Genomic DNA, 21,137 nt, shown 5'->3' on the forward strand with positions numbered 1-21,137 from the left:
TGCCTCCTCAGCGTTTCAGAACACAATCGAGTATCTTGTCCACCGAAACGATGCTTATCAGGCGTTCGTCCGCCTTGAGCAGGCCGGAAACAAAGTCGACGCTGATACCGAGATGCGATTCGATGGCCCAGTCGATATCCTGTTGCGGCACCCGGTACATGGTGTGCACGCGCTCGATCATCATGCCCATTTGCAGGCCCCGCCTGCGGCAGACGATGATGAACTTGTCTTCACTGCCAGCGGCATCGCCCCCGTCGCCACCCCCACTGGGCACGCCCAGCAGTTCGCGCAGCCGCACCAGCGGGGTGACGCGCCCGCGCAGGTTGACGATGCCCGCCACGAACGACGGGGCGGCGGGCAGGCGCGTGGGCGCGGCATACTTGATGACTTCCTGCACGGCTTCCGTGGGCACGGCAAATTCCTGGGCTCCCAGGAAAAACCCCACCATCTGCAAGACCGGCTCGTTGCGCAGGCGGGCGTCCAGCGATTCCGACTCGTCCTCGGGCCCGGCGGGCCCGGCGAGCCCGGCGGCTGCTCCTGCCCCGCCCGAACGGGCAGGATCGATGCCGATGCGGCGCAGGATGTCGCCTTCCTCCACGCCCAGATACTTCTGCATGAAGGCCCGTTCGGCGGCGGTGAACTCGCCCCCGCCGCCCGTGGCCGCTTCCGAGCCGAAATCGTGCTGGCGGAAGTACTCCTCGGGTGAACGTTGGGTCATGATTGCAGCATCTCTTCGGCCAGCGCGTCATAGGCACGCGCCCCCCGGCTGTCGGGGTCGAGATCGTAGATCACCCTGCCCTGCGCACTGGCCTCGCGAAAGCGGGTATCCATGCCGACCACCGTGTTGAACATCTTCGGCCCCATCTTCTGCGCCAGCAGTTCGAGCACCCTGTTGCACGCCCTGGCCCGCCTGTCGAACATGGTGGCCAGGGCCCGGTACCGTATGGGCTGCGGCAACACCTTGTTGAGCACCCGGATGGTGTCGAACAACAGCTTCAGGCCGTGCAGCGCCAGAAAATCCGTCTGGATGGGAATGACAAGCAAATCGCAGGCCACCAGCGCGTTCACCAGCAGGATGCCCACGTGCGGCGGGCAGTCGATGATGATGAAGTCGTAGTCCTCGCGCACGTGCGCGATGGCCTGTTGCAGTATCGCTCCCTTGCCCTTGCGTCCCTTCAGGTCCACATCCAGTTCGGCAAGCTGGATGCTTGCCGGGGCCACATCCCAGGCCTGGCCTTCGTTGCGGCGCACCAGGCGCTTCCACAGGCCGGGCCAAGACGCCTCGTCGACCATGAACAGGTCGTACATGGTCACGTCCAGGTCCTCCGGGTAGAACCGGAGGTGCACCGAGGCGTTGGCGTGCGGATCCAGGTCCATGATCAGCACGCGCTTGCCCCGGCGCGCAAGCGCCGCGCCAAGCGTCAGGGTGGAGGTGGTCTTGCCCACGCCCCCCTTCTGGTTGGCGATGGCCACTACGCGCGCGCCCATCGACCGTCCCTTGCGCCCGTCTCGCACATGTCGCCCATGCAGCACATGCCGTCCATGTCCGCCGGGGGCGTTCCGGGCGTGCCCGCCGCCCCGGACACGGGTTGGTTCCGTTCCGTCACGTTGCCGTCTCCCTTGCCGCCGCCGTCATTCCAGCTTGCGGTAGATGATGGCGCCGGTATGGTGTTCCGGCTTGAAGGCGCGGGTGATGTTGTGCAGCGACTCCGAATGCCCGATGAGCAGAAAGCCGCCCTGCAACAGGTTGTCGTAGAACGAGCCGATGACCTGCTTCTTCATCTCGTCGTCGAAGTAGATGATGACGTTGCGGCAGAACACGATGTGCGAGCGCTCCACCCGCTTCAGCCCCATGCGGTCGCTGAGGTTGATCTGCCCGAAGTTCACCATCTGCTTCAGCTTGGGGTCCACCTTGAACTGGGTGCCTTCCTTGATGAAGTAGCGGTCGATGATTTCCTTGGGGGTGGTGCGCAGGGCGTAGTCGGAATAGACGCCCCGCCGGGCCGAGGCAAGTACCGCCTCCGACAGGTCGTTGGCGGTGATCTTGATGTCCCAGCTGGCAAGCTCGGTCTTCAGCACTTCGTGCAGGATGATGGCCATGGTGTACGGCTCTTCACCCGTGGAGCACCCCGCCGACCAGATGCGCAGGCGCTTCTGCCCCTTGGCGCGCAGTTCGTTCAGGGTGGTCTTCAGCACGTGTTCCTGAAAGATCTGCAACTGCGGAGGGTTTCTGTAGAAGCTGGTTTCGTTGGTGGTCACCACCTCGAACAGCCGGTTGAGTTCCGTCCGCTTGTTGGCGTCGTACCGCAGGTAGTAGTAGTATTCTCCGAAATTCTTGAGGTTCAGTTCCTTGAGGCGGTTCGACAGGCGGTTCTCCACCAGGTACTTGCGGTTTTCCGCAATATAGATGCCGCATTGCTGGTAGATGAAATCGCGCAGTTGCACGAACTCCTCGTCGGATATCTTCTGTTCCTTGCGCAGCGTGATGGAGTTGGAGAACAGCGAGGACATCAGTCATCCACTCCTTGTTCGTCGTGGATGCGGGCGGCCGCCGTCTCGGCGGCCTGCTGGACCTCGGGGTCCTCCGATTCCATCAGGTGCAGCAGCGCCCGGAACGCGACGTTGCCCCCTATGGCGCCCAGCGCCTCCACCACCTTCAGCAGCACCAGGTGCCCGGCGCTTTCGGTCAGGGCCACCAGTTGCGGCACGGCGTCGGCGTCCTTCAGCGAACCCAGCGCCTCGATGGCCCGCACCCGCACCCAGTCGTCCGGGTCGTCCAGGGCCTGAATCAGGTAGGGAAAGACGTTGCCTTCGCCGCAGTTGCCCAGCAACTCTATGAGGGCCAGGCGCACCTCGCGGTTTTCGTCATGCAGCCGGGGCACCACCAGTTCCAGCCGTTCGCTGGTGAAGGGGCACACGTTGGCCACCGCCTCCAGCGCCACCTTGCGCACGTCGGGCACTTCATCTTCCAGCGCCTCGGTGAGTTCGGCCAGGTTCTCGTCCACGTCAAAGCGCCCCATGGCATACACGGCCATCATGCGGTGCAGCGGATCGGGGCTGCGGAACGATTCGCGAAAACGGGCGTTCATGGTGGGGTTGTTCAGGGCGATGCACGCGTCCAGCGCGGCTTCCTTCACGTCGTCGTAGGGGTGTTCCAGCAGGGCCAGCATGCGCTCGCCCGCCTCCACCGCCTTGGCCCGGCGGCCCAGGTAGTGCAGCGCCGCCTTCAGCACGTGGGCGTCGTTGTGGCGGTCCAGCACGTCGATGAAGAAGTCGCGGTCGCTGGGGTCGCACCGTTCTGCCAGCACCGTGGACATGGCCCGCTGCGCGTCGCGCGGCTTGTCCCAGAACACTCCGCGCAGCACGTCGATGCCGTGGCGGCTGGGCATGCCCCGGATGGCCTCGACGAGGATGAGCAGGGTGTGCTCGTCGTCGCCGCGCACGTGGCGGTCCACCGCGCTGTTGAAGCCGATGTCGGCCAGGCTGTGCACGCAGGCCACCAGCCGTTCATGGTCGCGGTCGGGGTCCAGCGCCACGGCCACCTTCAGCACCGCCTCCGTCGCCTCTGCCCCGCCGATGCTGGCAAGGCCGCGCATGGCGGCGTTCTGCACGTCCTCGTCCTCGTCGTCCATGGCGGCCAGCAGGTAGTCGCGCAGGCGCAGCCTGTCCTTTTCGCCCAGCAGGGACAGCGACTTGCCGCCCAGCACGTTGACGATGGCCTTGGCGATCTTGTTGCGCAGCGGCCCGGGCGACTTGTCCAGGCGCTTGAGCAGCAGCGGCACGGCCTTGATGTTGCCCATCTCGCCCAGGGCATCCACGATCATGGAGGCCACCAGGTCCGAGGCCGCATCCAGCGCATTGACCAGCGCATTGACCGACGATTCGGCCCGGATCTTGGTCAGCGCCTCGATGACCGAAAACTGCACCCATTCCTCGTCCATCATGGCCTTGTTCAGGCACTCCGCCGCCTCGGGGAAGGCCAGGGTGCCAAGGCTGACGGCGGCCTGGTAGCGCACGTTGACCTCGGGGTCGCGCAGCAGCGCCTCGCACAGCGAGGGCACCGCAAGGATGCTTTCCGAGGTGCCAAGGATGTCGGATGCGAAAATGCGCATGTCGGGGTCATCGTCATGCAGCAACTGCTTCAGCGAGTCGAAGTCGTCGGCCCCGATCTCGCGCAGCACGTCCATGGCGATGTTGCGGATGGGCGCGTCGTCCGAGCGCAACAGGGGCAGCACCCCGTGCACGGCGGCAATACCGCCGATCTTGCGCAGGGCCCGGTCGGCCGCTTCCTGCACCCCGATGTTGTGGCTTTGGATGCGCGCCACCAGATGCGGTACGGCGCTTTCCAGCCGAAGGTTCCCGGCGGCATAGGCCGCCTCGCGGATTGCCTCGCCGTCATCGCTCTGGAGTTGCTCGATGATCTGCTGTTCGGACATACTCCCGTCCTTCCGTGGAATGGCTGGCCCTATTGCCTGACCCGGTGCCGCCCTGCGGCCTTTCCGTCCTGTTCCGGCACCCGAACGCACCCGGTATTGTCCGGTCGCGTCCGGCGCCGTGCCCACCGGGCGCCCTGCGGCACCGCGCCAGCGCGGTGTCTTGCCGGGGCTACTTGTACAGTCCCGCCATTATGGCAGAGGCCATGTCGTCTATGTCTATGATTTCATCGGCCAGCCCGGCATCCACGATGGCCTTGGGCATGCCGTAGACCACGCAGGTGGCGTCGCTCTGCGCCAACGCCCTGCCGCCCTTCTGCTTCAGCACGCGCATGCCTTCCAGGCCGTCACTGCCCATGCCGGTAAGAATTACCCCCAGGGTGCGGCGGCCCATGGCCTGCGCCACCGACTCGATGAGCACGTTGGCCGAGGGCTTGTACAGCGCCTCCGCCGGCTCGGGGGTAACCACCACCTCTACCATGCTGATTTTCTGGTCCACCCGCAGATGCTTGCCGCCCGGCGCGATGTACGCGGTGCCGGGGCGCAGGCGTTCACCGTTTTCCGCCTCTTTCACCGCGATGCGGCACACGCCGTCCAGCCGCTTGGCAAAGGGACCGGTGAACGCGGCGGGCATGTGCTGGGCGATGAGGATGCTGGCGGGAAAGTCGGCCGGAAGCTGCGACAGCACCTTCTGCACGGCGGGCGGCCCGCCGGTGGAAACGCCGATGGCCACGATGTCGCGCACCGGGCGCCCCGTGCGCGGGGTAAGCACCGGACGGAAACCGTCGCCACCGGAAGGTGCGCCCCCCACCGCGCCCATTGCCCCCGAGGAGGAAGACGCGGAAGAGCCCCCTTCGCCCACGGGGCGGGGGGCACGGAACGTGCGGGGGGTGCGCAGGAACTTGCGGCGCGAAATTTCCTTCACCTTCTCGCGCAGTTCATCCTCTATGCGCACGATATCCAGCGAAACCTTGGACAACTGCTTGGGAATGAAGTCCACGGCGCCCAGTTCCAGGGCCTTCAGCGTGGACTCGGCCCCCTCGGTGGTCAGCGAACTGACCATCAGTACCGGGCGAGGCATTTCCATCATGATGCGGCGCAAGGCGGTCAACCCGTCCATGCGCGGCATTTCGATATCCAGGGTCACCACGTCCGGGTTGTGCTTGCGCACCAGTTCAAGCCCTTCCTCACCGTCGCGGCCCACGGCCACCACGCTGATTTCGGGATCTTTTTCAAGCATGCTGGAAAGCGCCTTGCGCATGAAGGCGGAATCATCGACGACGACAACCGTGATCACTCGAGTCTCCTAAAGAACGTCCGGGCGTCGGGTTCCTCCCTCTACCGGAACGAATGTTCCGGCCCCGGAACTCGCGTGCGATTTGCAGTGATGCTCCGTAGCGTGGGCCAGATTGCCGGGCGTGACTTTCAGGATGCTTGCGGCACGGGGATGTGCCCGCGCAGCGCGCCCTGAGCCACGAAGCCCCCAGTAAACTTGGCCGTATGTACAATAGGTGAACGCACTCTTTTTGACAACCGCCCATAAAAACGCTTGCCATTCCCATCCACCCGCGCTAAACACCTCTTCCTCGACGGGATGTGGCTCAGCTTGGCTAGAGCGCAGCGTTCGGGACGCTGAGGCCGGAGGTTCGAATCCTCTCATCCCGACCAGAATGGTCGAAGGGCTTGTGGTTACCACCACAAGCCCTTTTTCGTTGGTGCACATACATGCCTGGCAGACTTGACTGCTCGGGCCGCACAGCCTAGTTTACCGCGAAACGGTAAACGCTGGGCGGACAATGATCTCGTCATTCAGGTGCAAGGAAACACGGGCTCTCTTCGAAGGCGCACCAGCCCGCAGATTCGTCGCCTTTGCCAGCGTCGCCCTGCGCAAACTCGACATGCTCGACGCCGCTGCCGGTCTTGACGACTTGCGCATTCCGCCCGCCAACCGCCTCGAAGCGCTCAAAGGCGACCGGCAAGGGCAGCACAGCATACGGATCAACGACCAGTGGCGCATTTGCTTCGTCTGGCAAGACGGGACAGCCCACGCTGTAGAAATCGTGGATTACCATTAGGAGGCCGCCATGCGCATACGCACCCACCCCGGCGAAGTCCTGCGCGAAGAATTCCTGGCCCCCCTGGGCATCACGCCGCACGCCCTTGCCGTTGCCCTTGGCGTGCCTGCCACGCGCATCGCGGACATCGTCCACCTGCGGCGCGGCGTCACCGCCGACACGGCGGCACGGCTGTCGCGGTTCTTCGGCACCAGCGCCGCATTCTGGATGAACCTTCAGGCAGCATACGACCTGTCCATCGTGGAACGCGACAAGGGCGATGACCTTTTGCACATACGGCCGCACCCTTCCGCTGGCGCATCCCTGGCGTGCTGACAGCAGGATAGCGCGTCCCTCTGTTTTTCTTCAAGAATTCTCCAGCATGTGACCAGCAGCTTGCGCCCCCCGTCACGAGCGGGTTGCCAAAACGTCGTTTTCTTGGCACCAAGGAAACGTCGGCATGAAACATTCGTCTCCGCCGCACACTCACGAACTCCTGTTCCTGTCCTGATTCTCCAAGCACCGGATGGCCGCAGGCCCCGCAACGCAGGGCGTGCCGCCGCACACTGCGCATTCACCTCCCCATTCACCACCACCGCCAACACCCCCTAAGCCGCCATGCACATGACGACAAAGCACGGACCGTCGCCGCTCTACCGCGCCTGCGCCCGCCTTTTGCCGCTGCTGCTCGCCCTGGCCCTGGCCGGTCCCGCCTGTGTCCGCCAGCCTTCGCAGCCCGGCCAGACAGACAGAGCCGCGCAGGGCGCGAGCCAGCCTGCCGCCACCGCGGAATCCGATACCGTCAACGAAGGAGCCGGGGCATCCTGCGAAATCGCCTCACGTTACGAGGCATCCGCCCATTCCGACGGCTCCGATTCCCGGTTTTCCGAGGACGAGGAAGACGGCGACGACACCCTGGCCGATGGCGTGCTCAGCGACATTGCCGAACTGGACGAAGCCCTGGCCGCCATGGATGAAACCGGCGACCATCACCCCAAGGCTGAAGACGACGACGACATGAGCGCCATCGACGCGCGCATGCAACTGGTCAACGTGGCCATGTCCAAGCTGGGCACCCGCTATCGCCGGGGCGGTTCGGGCGAGACGGGGTTCGACTGCTCCGGCTTTACCGGCTGGGTATACGAGAACGTGGGCGTCGACCTGCCGCGCACCTCGCAGTCGCAGTTTCTGGAAGGGCGCTCCATCCGCCGCGAACAGCTGCAAACCGGCGACCTGGTGTTCTTCAAGCGCAGCAAGAAGCGCCGCATCCACCACGTGGGCATCTATCTGGAGGACGGCAAGTTCATCCACAGCAGTTCGTCCGACGGTGTGGTCATTTCAAAGCTGAACGCCAAGCCGTGGTGCAACCAGTGGGCCGGGGCCAAGCGGGTATTCTAGGCTCGCAGCCGTTCATGCCGCATCCATACGCGCCGGGCCTGCCCGGCGCGTTCGTTTTGGTGCGGCGCATCGCCGCCTCCGCGCGCTGTCGCTCCTTCCCACAGCCCCCCTGATTCGACTCCCCACTTCAATCCCCCCGTTCAGTCCCCCCTGTTCAATTCTCCCAGTTCACTTTCACCGATCCGACTCCCCCGTTTCCACTACCGACGTGCCGCCACCGCGCCCGCGCGCATCCGCACCAGTCCTGCCTTCATCCTGCGGTTGCGGGCCGGGCCGCGCTCTGATACGCCGAAACCGCGCGGCATCCGCCGCCCGCAACCAAAACCCTCCCTCCCATGCACCCGACACACGCAAGCTGCGTAACCCACCTGACCGTAGAACCCGTTGCCGACCCGGAAATCCATCCCTACACCATCGACGCCCTGCACAACGGGCGCGTGGTGGGGCGACTGCGGGGTTTTGTTCTTGAATACCACAACCTGGAAGGCGTAGCCGCACTGGCCGGCCTGAACCACGACGACCTGCGCGAGGCCGTGGACGCCGTGCGTTTCGCCATGGCCGCCACCCACGACGCGCCCATTTCCTACGTGGACGTGCTGCTGGTGGCCCCCGCCTACCGGGGCTACGGCCTTGCCCGCCAGATGCTGGAACGCTCGTGGCTGCATGCCGAGTGCGGCGCCTCGCTGCTGCGCCCGTGCCCCTTGCAGTTCTGCCTGGACTGGCTGCGCCCGGAAGACCTTGCCCTCATCGGACCGCAGTGCATCGGGGTGGACCCCAAGCGGTCGCTGGTCAGCCTGACCAAATTTTACCAGCGCATCGGCTATGCGGCCCTGCCGGGCACCGACTTCTGCTGGCGCCCCCTGCCACTGCAACGCTGACGCCCCCCCCGACGACCATGGCAAGGGAGTGCAACAGCGCGACCTTTGCTTGCCATTTCCACGCGGCCCTGCAACAGTGGTGAAATCGACAGGTTTCCCGCGCCGGGCCGCTCTTTTTTGCGCAACGCCGCCGGACGTCCGTCGATCACGCCCACGTAGCACGTCCACGTAGCACGTCCACGCACCGCCCCTTCATCAGCAAGACCGCAGGGAGGCCGCATGCGCACCGTGACCGTCCCACCATGCATCCATTCCGTCCGATCTGCCCGGCTTGCCCGACTGGCCCGGCCTGTCCGGCCTGTCCGGCTGGCCCGATCTGTCGGGCTGGTCCGGCCCGTCGCCAGTATTCGCCCGGTCCGCTGCATCGCCGCAGTGCCCGCCGCCTCCTTCCGGATAATCGCCCTGCTGTGGCTGGCCCTGCTGGCACTGCCGGTTCACGCCGCAGCTGCCGTTCCGCCCCAGCTGGATGCCCCCGTGGCCGCCCCGCGCACCGTGGTTGCCCTTTCCGTGGCGCCTCCGGCCCCGGCCGCGCTGGCCGTGCCCGACGACCTGCCACTGGACGAACTGCGTCTGCCACCGGGCTTCACGGTGGAACTGTACGCCCGGGTGCCCAACGCCCGGCAGATGGCCCTTGGCACGCGCACCCTGTTCGTGGGTTCCCTGCGCGCAGGCCTGGTGCACGCCCTTCCCCTGGATGATGCGTTGCGCCCCCTGCGGGTGCTGCGCCTTGCGGAGGGGCTGACGCTGCCCGCCGGGGTGGCCTTTCATGAAGGGGCACTGTACGTGTCCGCCGTGTCGCGCCTGCTGCGCTACGACCGGGTGGAGGAATGGGCGCATGCCGGGACCGACGCCGCGCCATCCGGTCTTGTTCCTGCCGTATCCGCTTCCGCCGCGCCACCACCCGCACCGACCATCGTGCGCGCCGACCTGCCGTCAGAGACGCACCACGGCACCAAGGTGCTGGGGTTCGGGCCGGACGGCCTGCTCTACGTGCCCGTGGGCGCGCCGTGCAACATCTGCCGCACCGGGCCGCGCCACGGCGTGATCCTGCGCATGCGGCCCGACGGCACCGGCGAAGAAGTGTTTGCGCGCGGGGTGCGCAACACCGTGGGGTTCGACTGGCATCCGGAAACCCGCGAAATGTGGTTTACCGACAACGGCCGCGACTGGCTGGGCGACGATCTGCCCCCCGACGAACTGAACCGCGCCCCCGGTCCGGGGCTGGACTTCGGCTTTCCCTACTGCCACGGCGGCACCATTGCCGATCCGGAGTACGGCGAGCTTGGCACCTGTGCCGCCGCCACGCCTCCGGCCCGCAATCTGGGGCCGCACGTGGCCTCGCTGGGGATGGCCTTCTATACCGGACGGCAGTTTCCCGCCGAGTATCGCGGGCAGGTGTTCATCGCGGAACACGGTTCATGGAACCGCTCCACGCGCATCGGCTACCGGGTGACGCTGGTGCGGCTGGAAGGGGGACGGGCCGTATCCTACGAACCCTTTGCCGAAGGCTGGCTGCGCGGCGGATCACCCTGGGGGCGTCCCGCTGCCCTGCTGATGCTGCCGGACGGCTCGCTGCTGGTGGCCGACGACTACGCCGGGGCCATCTACCGCATCCGCTACGCCGGTCGCTAAAGGGGCCGGGGGGGGGGACCTGCCCGCCGGCCGGCCCGCCGGTTCACGGGATGCTGCTGTCGGCCAGACGCGTGTCTGGCGTCCGGCAAGCCGAGGTTCCCCATGGTGACTCCCCGTGGTGGCCGACATGCGGGCTGCACGAAGGACGTCAGGAAGGGCGAGCGGAAAGCGGCAGGTGCCGCCACTGCCGGACAACTCGTGGGGTTGCCATTTTTTCCGCGCGCGCTACTATGCGAAGGGCGCAACATTCACTGCAACGGCCAGAGGTCTTCCATGGCAACCCTGCCCGCTTCCGAATGCACGTCAGGACACATGCATGGCCGCACCGATGGCCCTGCGTATGGTGCCGCCCCGGAATCGTCCCGTGGTCCGCGCCAGGGAACCGAGGAAACCAACCGCGTTGCGCATCGGACCCGGTTGGTGCTGGTCTGCGCGCTGGCACTGGCCCTTGCGCTCGCACCGGGCTGCGTCGTGCGTTCGCGCGGCCAGTATGACGTGGGCGTGAGCAAGACCTCCCACTCCTGACCCGCAGCCCATCGGACAAGCACCTTTTCACACGCCATGCCTGCACCCGCCGGACGTACCATGACCCAACCTTCCCAGCCTGCCCAGCCCGGCCAGTCTTCGCAGTCCGGCCACTCCTCACGGCCTGGTCACCCCTCACAGCCCGGTCACCCCTCACAGCCCGGTCAGGGCGGCGACCACACCGCGCCGCCAGCCGCCGCGACCACCGGGCACCCCGCGCCTTCATCCAGTCAGCCAGCCCCGATGGACTTTCAGGCCGTTGCCCCGAGCCCGCCTGTACCCCTTGACGAAGCGACCTGCCCACCGCCCCCCGCCCCCATCATCATCAACGAGGCGCAACTGGTCCTGGCGGAAAAGCGTACCTCTTTGGCCGCATTGCGCACGGGCATCGCCATCGTGGCCCTGCCCATGTCGCTGACCACCTTCCTCATCGCCACCTCGCGCTATTACGACACCGAAGACGTGCTGCACTTCCTGCTGCCGGTGGGCACGCTGAACCTGGCCCTGCTGGTGCTGGGGGCGTGGCTTTCGTTGCGGGCCGTGCGCCGCCTGCGCCAACAGGAACGGACGTTGCGCATGCTCAAGGAGCGCAACAACGCCCTGGCCGAATTCCTGAAATAACTTCGCGCGCCCGCCTGCACGCAACAGGCGCCGCCCCCTCCTGCCACCCTGCCCATCCCGGCTCAGCTTGGCTTGCCCCATCTTGCCCCATCTTGGCCCGTCTTGACCCGTTCGGCATCCGCCGCGCGGGCCTTTTTGCGTCCGGCCATTGGCATGCCGCTGCCTGCCGCCCCCATCACCGCTCGACACGGGAGGCTCCATTTTCTGCCGCCATGGCGATGGGGCAGCCCCCTGTCGCGCTCCCTCGTGCCGCAGAAAATAACGCGACAGATAATGCAAGTAATCACACGTTGATACGGAAAGGTTACAGGAGAAAACAAAAAAACAGTGCCCCCAGCCCTAAAGTGCTTTTTATAGCCGCCGATAGGACCGGCGAGTGGGGAGGGGAGAATCTACGGCCAACCGGAGGTGATTTCCGCGCCACAGGCGCAAGGCCGCGTCCCCCAGTTTGGCAAGGGAAGTCGTGACGACACATTCAAGGAGGAATGGTCATGTCACTGGTTATCAATCACAACTTGATGGCGATGAATGCCACCAACAACCTGAGCCTGTCGTACGGCAAGCTCGCCACTTCGGTGCGTCGGCTCTCTTCGGGCCTGCGCGTGGGCACCGCTGCCGACGACGCCGCCGGTCTCGCCATCCGCGAATTGATGCGTGCCGACATCGCGTCGCTCAATCAGGGCGCGCGCAACGCCAACGACGCCATCTCGCTGATCCAGACCGCCGACGGCGCCCTGGGCGTCATCGACGAAAAGCTGATCCGCATGAAGGAACTGGCCGAACAGGCTGCCACCGGCACCTACACCTCGGACCAGCGCCTGATCATCGATTCGGAATACCAGGCCATGGCCTCGGAAATCACCCGAATCGCCAATTCCACCGACTTCAACGGCGTGCACCTGCTGAACGGGCACCTTTCCGGTGCTCACGACGGCTCGGGCATCGAAGCCTCCGGCAAGCTCAAGGTGCACTTCGGTTCGGCCAACGACTGCGCGGAAGACTACTACTACATCAAGATCGGCAACGCGACCGCGTCCGCCCTTGGCGTGGGTGCCCAGGCCGCCGACGGCAAGGGCAAGTCCATCTCCACCCAGTCTGCGGCGCAGGCGGCCCTGGAAGGCCTGACCAACGCCATCATCTCCAAGGACAAGATCCGCGCCTCGCTCGGCGCCCTCCAGAACCGTCTGGAAAACACCATCAGCAACCTGCAGATCCAGGCCGAAAACCTTCAGGCCGCCGAATCGCGCATCTCGGACGTGGACGTGTCGATGGAAATGACGGAATTTGTGCGCCAGCAGATTCTGTCCCAGTCGGCCGTGGCCATGCTTTCGCAGGCCAACTCCCTGCCCCGTCTCGCGTTGAACCTGCTCGGCACGTAATAGGAGGGCGGGACGGCAAACCTGGATTTTTCATCGCTGGCAAGGAAAGCGAACCGGACATGAGGGAGTATGCGGCAGCCGTTATGCGAGTCTTCGAGCATTACGGATGGCGACCGCAACGAGTTCTTCTCGTATTCGACCGAGCCTCAGCCGTTAGGTGAGCAAAGCGAACCTTACGGATGAGGACAGCAGAGCAATGGACGGTGAAGCCTGACGCAGCCAGCGGAGAAAAGGACGGTTTGCAGCACGCCCGATGCAGGGGAAAGACAAGGACACCGTCAATCCCGACAAGACTTCCAGACCACGCCGGGGCCGCGGGCACACACCCAAGGGAAACGGCCAGCCTCTCCACTCACAAGCGCCAGCAAAAGGGGCCTCCGCAAGGAGGCCCCTCTTTTGTCGCACGCACCAAGTGAAAAATACCGGTACGAAACCCAGGCGCTTCGCCGTGGCTTCCGGCCCTTTCCGCCCCTGCTCCGCTTATTCCATGGTCGATGTGGAGCGCAGCACCTCCACCACCGTGGGCAACTTGCGCAGCTTGTCCAGCGCCCGGTACAGGTGCGCCACGTCGCGCACCTCCACGGTGAAGTCCACTTCCGACTTGCCGTCCACCATGGAGCGCATGGTGCCGGAGTCGATGTTGACGTTCTCTTCTGCCAGCAGCGCGGTAATCTGGGCCAGCACGCCCTTTTCGTTGCGGCACACCAGGTGGATCCGCGCCGGATAGGGCTTGTCCTCCTGCCCGTCCCAGAACACCGAGATGAGCCGTTCCGGCTCCATGGTCTGCACGTTGGCACAGTCGGAGGTGTGCACCGTCACCCCGCGCCCCCGGCTGATGAAGCCGATGATGGGGTCGCCCGGCAGCGGGTTGCAGCAGCGGGCGAAGCGCACCAGGATGTCGTCCACCCCCTTGATGCTCACGCTGTCCGCCCGGCGGTTGGCCTCGCGCGTGGCGGCGCTGGCGGCGTTGGCCTCGGCAGCCTTGGCGGCTTCCTCCGCCGCGGCCTCCTCGTCCTTGGGCAGCAGGCGCTTCAGTACCTTCTTGGGGGTATAGCGGGCGTAACCCACGTTGGACAGCAGGTCCTCCACGCTGCCCAGCGAAAGCTCCTTGACCACGGGCAGCAGGTCGCCGTCGCGCAGGGCCTTCATGATGTTGATGCCCATGCGCCGCCCTTCCTTTTCCAGCATCTCGCGTCCCAGCGCGATGGACCGTTCGCGCTCTTCGGTGCGGATGTAGTGCTGGATGCGGCTGCGGGCCTTGGCCGTCTTGACGAACTTCAGCCAGTCGCGGCTGGGGCGGCGGCTGTTGTCGGTGATGACCTCTATGGTGTCGCCGCTTTTCAGGGCGGTGCCCAGCGGCACCAGCTTGCCGTTGACCTTGGCCCCGGCGCAGTGGTTGCCCACCTCGGTATGGATCAGGTAGGCGAAATCTATGGGGGTTGCCCCTTCGGGCAGCTCCTTCACGTCGCCGCGCGGGGTGAACACGTACACCTCGTCCTTGAACAGGTCGAGGCGCAGCGACTGCATGAACTCCTTGGAGTCGGTCTCCATCTTCTGGCGGTCCAGAATCTCGTGCAGCCAGGTGAACTGCTCGAGGTCGCGCGGGTTCACCCGGCCGCCTTCCTTGTACAGCCAGTGCGAGGCCACGCCGTGTTCCGCCAGACGGTGCATTTCCTCGGTGCGGATCTGGATCTCCATGCGCTCGCCTTCCGGCCCGATGACCGTGGTGTGCAGGCTGCGGTACCCGTTGGCCTTGGGCATGGAGATGTAGTCCTTGAACCGCCCGTGCACCGGCTTCCACTGGGCGTGCATCAGCCCGAGCACGGCGTAGCAGTCGCGCAGGTCACCCACGATCACCCGGAAGGCGATGATGTCGTGCATGTCGTCCAGCGTCAGGTCCTGCTGCACCATCTTCTTGTAGATGCTGTACTTGTGCTTGATGCGCCCGCGCACCTCGCCCTTGATCTCGTTCTTCTCCAGTATCTCGCGAATGCGGATGATGACCCGCTCGATGTAGTGGCTTTCGACCACCTGGTTGGTTTCCAGCCATTCGTCGATCTGGGCGTAAACGTCGGGCTTCAGGTAGCGGAAGCTCAGGTCTTCGAGCTCCAGCTTGATGCGGTGCAGCCCCAGCCGGTTGGCCAGCGGGGCGTAGATGTCCATGGTTTCCTGGGCGATCAGCTTCTGCTTGTGCGACTTCTGGAAACCCAGGGTGCGCATGTTGTGCAGGCGGTCGGCCAGTTTGACGATGAGCACCCGGATGTCGTGCGCCATGGCCAGGATCATCTTGCGGATGTTCTCGGCCTGGGCCTCTTCCTTGCTCTCGAAGGTCATCTGGCTGATCTTGGTCACGCCATCCACCACGTCGGCCACTTCTTCGCCGAACAGGGTGTCGATGTCCTCGATGCTCACGGTGGTGTCTTCCACCGTGTCGTGCAGCAGCCCGGCGGCTATGGCCGCCTCGTCGAAGCGCATTTCCGCCAGGGTGTAGGCCACCGCCAGCGGGTGCGACAGGTATGGCTCGCCCGAAAGGCGCGTCTGCCCGGCGTGCGCGGCGGCCGCGTACACGTAGGCTTTTTGTATGAGGGCAAGGTCGGCGTTCTTGTTGACCGACGCGACCTTGTCGAGAACGTCCTGGATGCGGATCATGCGGTTCTGGCCCGTGTGCGTCGGCCAGGGCGGGATGGCGCCGTGGCCGGAGTTGGCTGTGTGGTCCCGCCGATCACTGCCGTGAAATCGCGCGCACCCGGCGGCGGGGCCGGGTGCGGAGAGGGAGTTGAATATACTTCTTGATGGGCTGTTTCCGGAAAAGGCTCCGAAATCAAGCTATTGCTGCTGCATGCGGTACCGCTGCTGCTCCCGCGGCGTCCACCAGCGGGTGAAGTTGTGCGTCAGCCCGGCCGGGGCGGGTTCCAGCCCCTGGAAGCGCGAACTGACGATGGGCAGCGAATACGGCACGTACAGGAAGCAGTACGGCTGGTCGCGATGCAGGATTTCCTGGAACCGGTCGTACAGCTTCTTGCGCTCGGCCTGGTCGAAGGTGGAGCGGGCGCGCTCCAGCAGGTCGTCCACCTCGGGGTTCTTGTAGCCCACGAAGTTCAGCCCGCCGGGCACCGCCTTGGACGAATGCCACACGTCGTACAGGTCGGGATCCTGCAGGATGTTCCACCCCAGCAGCACGGCGTCGAAACGCCCCTTGTCCACGAATTCCTTGATGAAGGCCGCCCACTCCACCGTGCGTATCTTCACGTCGATGCCCACGGCCTTGAACTGGCTCTGGATGATGGTGGCGGCCTTGATGCGCTGGTCGTTGCCCTGGTTGGTCAGGATGGTGAACGCGAAGGGCGCGCCGTCCTTGTCCAGAAGGCCGTCGCCGTTGGTGTCCGCCCATCCGGCCTGGGCCAGCAGTTCCCTGGCCTTGGCAGGATCATACGGATACTCATCAATTTTGTCATTGTATACCCAGGTGCCCGGCTTGTACGGCCCCAGGGTGGGCATGCCCTGCCCCAGCAGCACCCCGGCCACCAGCGCCTTGCGGTCGATGGCGCAGGTAAGCGCCTGGCGCACCTTCACATCCTTGAACATGGGCAGCGCCAGGTTGTAGCCAAGATAACTGTAGCCAAAGGACAGGTACTGGAACTTGCGCCAGGCCATGTCCCATTCGGCCCCGTTGGTCTGGTGCAGATACTGCTGCGGGCTCAGGTTCATCATGTCCAGGCGCTGGGCCTTCAGTTCCAGGAACATGGTGGAAAGGTCGGGAATGACCCGGTAGACCACCTCGTCGATGTACGGACGGCCCAGGAAGTACGTGGGGCTGGCCTCCAGCGTCAGGCGGGTGCCCGCCTCCCATTCCTTCAAACGGTACGGTCCGGCCCCCACCGGCTTGCGGGAGAAGGGCGTGTTCATCAGGTCCTGCCCTTCCAGCAGGTGCCTGGGCATGATGCCGTGCATCCAGGTGATCAGTGAACGTGCAAAGGGTTTCACGTAGCGCACCTCGAACGACAGCGGCCCGGTCTTGCGGAATTCCTTGATGGCCAGGTAGTCCTCGGCATAGGGCGTGGGCGTCTTGGGGTCCACCATCAGCTTGTAGGTGAACTCCACGTCGTCGGCGGTCAGGGGCTTGCCGTCTTCCCATCGGATGTCGTCGCGCAGGGTGAAGCGCAGCAGGGTGCCGTTTTCCAGCACCTCGTACGAGGCGGCGGCCCACTTCTCGATGTTCAGGTTCTTGTCGTAGCGTAGCGGGGCCACGAACAGCTGGTCGCTGACCTCGTGCGACGAGGCATCGGAGGCGATGAACGGCAGAAGGTTGGACGGTTCGCCGATGGTGCCGAGGATGATCCTGTCGCCGGTGACCGGCTCACCGGGCGTGACGGCTGGCTGCCCGCCCTGGGTCGAGGTGGCGTTGACGCCCGTGGCGCCGTTCTTGCCGCCGTCCTTGCCGCCGTCCTTGCCGCCCTGGGGGGTGGAATCGCCGCAGGCGGCCAGCAGCAGGCACAACAGAAGCGCCAGCAGCAGCTTGGGGACGAACAGGCCTGCGCGCGCGGCGCGCGGCGCGGAAAGAACGGTGCGGTTCATGCGATTGCCTCCGGCTATTGCCTATTCCCGTGGATGGGGTATGGTTTCACGATAGCATGGGCGTATCCCCGCGCGCGGCGCGCCGGATTCCGCCCGAACGCGTTGGATATCATTGTCCCGCGCCGTGGGCAAACGTCCCTGCTATTGATAATGGCGCAATTTTGGACTAAAATGGTCAATTGCGCTTCGGCCGGGGGGTCAAATCCGAAGCGTGCCCCGCCCGTACCGGCATGCGCGCCTCCCCTCCGGTTGCGACTCCAGAGGAGCACACGAGCATATGGAACTGAACGAGGAGCAATCCGTCCGTTCGCTCCTGCAGGACTTCGTCCATGATTCCATCCCGGAATACATCCTGGACGGATCGCAGGACATTCTCGCCGAAGGCGGCGTCCAGAAACTGAGCCTGAAGAAGGCCGACGGCTATTGGGAAGTTGAAGGAAGCATCCAGGGGGAAGACTTCCAGATATATTCGCCCAAGCTGTCCATCAGCCTTGGCGAAGGCACCACCGCCTACCACTGCAATTGCCCGGACTCGTTTTCCGGCGTGTGCAGGCACGTGGGGGCCACCGCCCTCAAGATGCTGTCGTCGCTGGAAACGCGCCCCGGCGGCGAGGAACCCGCCCGGCCCAAGACCGAATGGCGGCAGAATTTCCGTGCCTTCTTTTCCACCGCCATAGAGCCGGAGGCGGGCCAGCACTACCTGATCTTCCGCTTTCACCCCGAGCCGGGGCGCCTTCTGGTTTCGCTGTTCCGGGGCCGCCAGAACAAGTCCGGCCTGTCCACGGTGCACAATGAAATCACGCTGGAACAGATTCTGCGCAACCCCGACTGGTGCGAACTTTCGCCCCAACTGGCGCAGGTGGCGCAGCAGATCGGCCAGATCGTGGATTACTACGGCCACCGTATAGAAGTGCCCGACGGCCTGCTGACCTGGTTCCTGTGGGCCATCCGCAACGAATACTACCTGTTCTGGGGCGACACCGACCAGCCCTGCCGCATCGAGCGCACCTCCATGCGCCTGAAGCTGAAGCCGCAACTCACCGACGACGGGCTTTCGTTCGACGTGATGCTGCACCGCGAGGGCAAGCAGCCGTTCTCCATCATCGGCAGCGAGGTGACCTTTCACGGCCAGATGCCGCTATGGGTGTGCTGGAACAAGGGGTTCTACCCCGTGCACACCAGCCTGAACTCGCAGCTGGTGCAGGATCTCGTCCGCCAGCCCCCGGTCATTCCGCAGGAAGACATTTCCGAATTCCTCGACCGGGTGTGGACCAAGCTGCCCACCAGCGACCTGTACGGGCAGGAAGAGTTCCTGAAGCACATGGAACCCATCTTCCAGCCGGCCACGTACAACCCCAAGCTGTTCCTGGACGAGGAAGGCAGCCTGCTGACGCTGGAAATCCAGAACATCTACGAGACGGTGCACGGCGAATTCTATCTGCCCGGCCCCAACCCCGACTTTCAGACCGGCAGCTACACCATCGACGGTCACACCTGCCTCATCCGCCGCCACCAGGAAGAAGAGGCGTCGCTTACCGCGCTGCTGGCCGAAATGCGCTTTCAGCCACGCAGCAACCGCATGTGGTTCCTGGAGCCGGAAGAAGCCATCAACTTCCTGCTCGACGCCTACCCCAAGCTGGTGGAACTGTACCGCGTGTACGGCGAAAAGGCCCTGTCACGCTACAAGGTGCGCCTGTCGCAGCCCGTCATCACGGCCAAGGTGGAAACGAGCGAGGAAGACAAGTGGTTCTCGCTCGACATCACCGTGGAATACGACGGCCAGAAGGTGCCCATCGACAAGATCTGGAAGGCGTGGAGCCAGGGCAAGCGCTACGTGCAGCTCAAGGACGGCTCGTACACCAGCCTGCCGGAAGCCTGGCTGAAGCGCATCGCCCACAAGTTGCAGGCCCTTGGGCTGGACCCGGAAAAGCCGCCGCAGAAGCAGTTCCAGCAGTTCGAGGCCCCGGTGCTGGACAGCCTGCTGGACGACCTGCCCGACGCCCAGACCGACCCGTTCTGGAACAGCCTGCGCGACAAGATCCGCAACTTCCGCGAAATACGGCCCATCAATCCGCCCAAGGGGCTTACCGCCTCGTTGCGCGGCTACCAGCAGCAGGGCCTGTCGTACCTCAACTTTTTGCGCGAATACGGCTTCGGCGGCATCCTGGCCGACGAAATGGGCCTCGGCAAGACCATCCAGACCCTGTCGTTCATCCAGCACATGGTGGAACGCGGGGCGGTGGGGCCGAACCTGATCGTGGTGCCCACCTCGGTGCTGCCCAACTGGGACCGTGAAGCCCAGAAGTTCGTGCCCGACCTGCGCCGCCTGATCATCTACGGCACCCGGCGCGAGGGCATGTTCCGCCGCATCGACGAATCGGACCTGGTGGTCACCACCTACGCCCTGCTGCGGCGCGACCTGGAAGAACTGCAGGAGCACGAGTTCAACTCGATCATCCTGGACGAAGCCCAGAACATCAAGAACCCCAACACCATCACGGCGCGTTCCGTGCGGCGCATCAACGCCCGCATGCGGCTGTGCCTGTCGGGCACGCCCATCGAGAACAACCTGTTCGAGCTGTGGTCGCTGTTCGAGTTCCTGATGCCGGGCTTCCTGGGGTCGCAGCACGCCTTCCAGCGGGGCATCATCAAGCCCATCAAGGACGGCGACAGCGAAACGCTGGACTACCTGCGCACCCGCGTGCGCCCGTTCATCCTGCGGCGCACCAAGTCCGAGGTGGCAAAGGACCTGCCGCCCAAGATCGAGAACACCTACTACTGCGCCCTGGCCGAAGAGCAGGCGGAACTGTACACCGCCCTTGCCCGCAAGCTGAAGGAGCAGGTGATGGCCGACGTGGACGAGAAGGGCATCGCCAAGAGCCAGATGTCCATCCTGGACGCGCTGCTGAAGCTGCGCCAGATCTGCTGCCACCCGCGCCTGCTGAAGCTGGACATGCCGGGGCTGACCACCAACCTGCCCTCCGGCAAGTTCGACGCCTTCAAGGACATGATCACCGACATCGTGGAGGAAGGCCACAAGGTGCTGGTGTTCTCGCAGTTCGTGCAGATGCTGCACATCATCCGCTCGTGGCTGCAGATCAACGCCATCCCCTTCTGCTACCTGGACGGCACCAGCAAGGACCGCTTCGAGCAGGTGGACCGCTTCAACAACACGCCGGAAATTCCCATTTTCCTCATTTCGCTGAAGGCGGGCGGCACGGGCCTTAACCTGACCTCGGCAGACTACGTCATCCACTACGACCCGTGGTGGAACCCCGCCGTGGAAAGCCAGGCCACCGACCGCACGCACCGCATCGGCCAGACCCGGCAGGTGTTCAGCTACAAGCTGATCTGCGAAAACACGGTGGAAGAAAAGATCCTGAAGTTGCAGGACATGAAGCGCGGCGTGGCCGAGGCCATCATCCCCGGCCAGGAAGCCTGGAAGTCGCTGACCCGCGAAGACCTGGAGATGCTGTTCGACGTGTAGCGGCGGGCTGCTGCCCCCTCTCGTTGCATTGCCGGTTCCGGGCCATTCCGCATCCTGCTCCACATGCGTACAGCCGAAAAAAACGGCGCGCCTCCCACGGGAAGCGCGCCGTTTTCTCTGGCTGAAAATGGACGAAGGCGGGGGGCATGTCCTAT

Annotated in this window: 16 protein-coding genes and 1 tRNA gene; 10 read left to right on the forward strand and 7 right to left on the reverse strand. The window is 64.8% G+C overall.

Annotated features, from left to right (window positions below; translation table 11 throughout):
• Positions 1 to 7: 7 nt before the first annotated feature.
• The 5 genes from DESTE_RS04190 to DESTE_RS04210 form a co-directional block, all read right to left on the reverse strand.
• The gene (locus DESTE_RS04190; RefSeq protein ID WP_035065334.1) at positions 8 to 718 is read right to left on the reverse strand and encodes a chemotaxis protein CheW; all 711 of its coding nucleotides are present in this window, start codon (positions 716 to 718) and stop codon (positions 8 to 10) included.
• Positions 715 to 1,488, reverse strand: a complete 774-nt coding sequence (locus DESTE_RS04195) for a ParA family protein (RefSeq protein WP_035065336.1) — start codon at positions 1,486 to 1,488, stop codon at positions 715 to 717. The genes DESTE_RS04190 and DESTE_RS04195 overlap by 4 nt, the downstream gene beginning before the upstream one ends.
• A 144-nt stretch (positions 1,489 to 1,632) precedes the next feature.
• The gene (locus DESTE_RS04200; RefSeq protein WP_035065339.1) at positions 1,633 to 2,511 is read right to left on the reverse strand and encodes a CheR family methyltransferase; all 879 of its coding nucleotides are present in this window, start codon (positions 2,509 to 2,511) and stop codon (positions 1,633 to 1,635) included.
• Positions 2,511 to 4,436: a HEAT repeat domain-containing protein gene (locus DESTE_RS04205; RefSeq protein WP_035065340.1), complete on the reverse strand. Its 1,926-nt coding sequence runs from the start codon at positions 4,434 to 4,436 to the stop codon at positions 2,511 to 2,513. Before DESTE_RS04205 ends, DESTE_RS04200 begins: the two co-directional genes overlap by 1 nt.
• A 169-nt stretch (positions 4,437 to 4,605) precedes the next feature.
• A complete protein-coding gene (locus tag DESTE_RS04210; protein WP_035065343.1) occupies positions 4,606 to 5,730 on the reverse strand; it encodes a protein-glutamate methylesterase/protein-glutamine glutaminase in 1,125 nt (374 codons plus the stop codon).
• A 293-nt stretch (positions 5,731 to 6,023) separates the two neighbouring features.
• Between DESTE_RS04210 and DESTE_RS04215 the strand changes: the two genes are divergently transcribed.
• From DESTE_RS04215 to DESTE_RS04255, 9 genes are all read left to right on the forward strand, one after another.
• A tRNA-Pro gene (locus DESTE_RS04215) sits at positions 6,024 to 6,101 on the forward strand.
• A 128-nt stretch (positions 6,102 to 6,229) separates the two neighbouring features.
• Complete coding sequence (locus tag DESTE_RS04220; RefSeq protein WP_035065346.1) at positions 6,230 to 6,508, forward strand: type II toxin-antitoxin system RelE/ParE family toxin; 279 nt, start codon at positions 6,230 to 6,232, stop codon at positions 6,506 to 6,508.
• Between the two features lie 9 nt (positions 6,509 to 6,517).
• Complete coding sequence (locus DESTE_RS04225; protein ID WP_035065348.1) at positions 6,518 to 6,823, forward strand: HigA family addiction module antitoxin; 306 nt, start codon at positions 6,518 to 6,520, stop codon at positions 6,821 to 6,823.
• A 288-nt stretch (positions 6,824 to 7,111) separates the two neighbouring features.
• Complete coding sequence (locus DESTE_RS04230) at positions 7,112 to 7,885, forward strand: C40 family peptidase (protein WP_245590721.1); 774 nt, start codon at positions 7,112 to 7,114, stop codon at positions 7,883 to 7,885.
• A 335-nt stretch (positions 7,886 to 8,220) separates the two neighbouring features.
• Positions 8,221 to 8,763 (forward strand): GNAT family N-acetyltransferase, encoded by a 543-nt coding sequence (locus DESTE_RS04235; protein ID WP_035065352.1) that lies wholly within the window; start codon positions 8,221 to 8,223, stop codon positions 8,761 to 8,763.
• A gap of 219 nt (positions 8,764 to 8,982) precedes the next feature.
• Positions 8,983 to 10,395, forward strand: a complete 1,413-nt coding sequence (locus DESTE_RS04240; protein ID WP_035065355.1) for a PQQ-dependent sugar dehydrogenase — start codon at positions 8,983 to 8,985, stop codon at positions 10,393 to 10,395.
• 273 nt (positions 10,396 to 10,668) lie between these two features.
• Positions 10,669 to 10,920, forward strand: a complete 252-nt coding sequence (locus tag DESTE_RS04245) for a hypothetical protein (protein ID WP_156925267.1) — start codon at positions 10,669 to 10,671, stop codon at positions 10,918 to 10,920.
• 60 nt (positions 10,921 to 10,980) lie between these two features.
• Entirely contained in the window at positions 10,981 to 11,541 is a 561-nt protein-coding gene (locus DESTE_RS04250; RefSeq protein WP_245590722.1) for a YidH family protein, read from the forward strand.
• A gap of 491 nt (positions 11,542 to 12,032) precedes the next feature.
• Entirely contained in the window at positions 12,033 to 12,920 is an 888-nt protein-coding gene (locus DESTE_RS04255; protein WP_035065360.1) for a flagellin N-terminal helical domain-containing protein, read from the forward strand.
• A gap of 480 nt (positions 12,921 to 13,400) precedes the next feature.
• On the opposite strand, the gene DESTE_RS04260 is transcribed toward DESTE_RS04255, so the two are convergent.
• Positions 13,401 to 15,569: a RelA/SpoT family protein gene (locus DESTE_RS04260; RefSeq protein WP_035065364.1), complete on the reverse strand. Its 2,169-nt coding sequence runs from the start codon at positions 15,567 to 15,569 to the stop codon at positions 13,401 to 13,403.
• A 177-nt stretch (positions 15,570 to 15,746) separates the two neighbouring features.
• Positions 15,747 to 17,495 carry a peptide-binding protein gene (locus DESTE_RS04265; RefSeq protein WP_035065367.1) on the reverse strand — a complete coding sequence of 583 codons (1,749 nt, stop codon included), beginning with the start codon at positions 17,493 to 17,495 and terminating at the stop codon, positions 15,747 to 15,749.
• Between the two features lie 277 nt (positions 17,496 to 17,772).
• Here DESTE_RS04265 and DESTE_RS04270 point away from each other — a divergent pair, with 277 nt between their 5' ends.
• Positions 17,773 to 20,982 (forward strand): DEAD/DEAH box helicase, encoded by a 3,210-nt coding sequence (locus tag DESTE_RS04270; protein ID WP_035065369.1) that lies wholly within the window; start codon positions 17,773 to 17,775, stop codon positions 20,980 to 20,982.
• Positions 20,983 to 21,137 lie beyond the last annotated feature (155 nt).

The organism is Nitratidesulfovibrio termitidis HI1 (assembly GCF_000504305.1).
Lineage (GTDB): Bacteria > Desulfobacterota > Desulfovibrionia > Desulfovibrionales > Desulfovibrionaceae > Cupidesulfovibrio > Cupidesulfovibrio termitidis.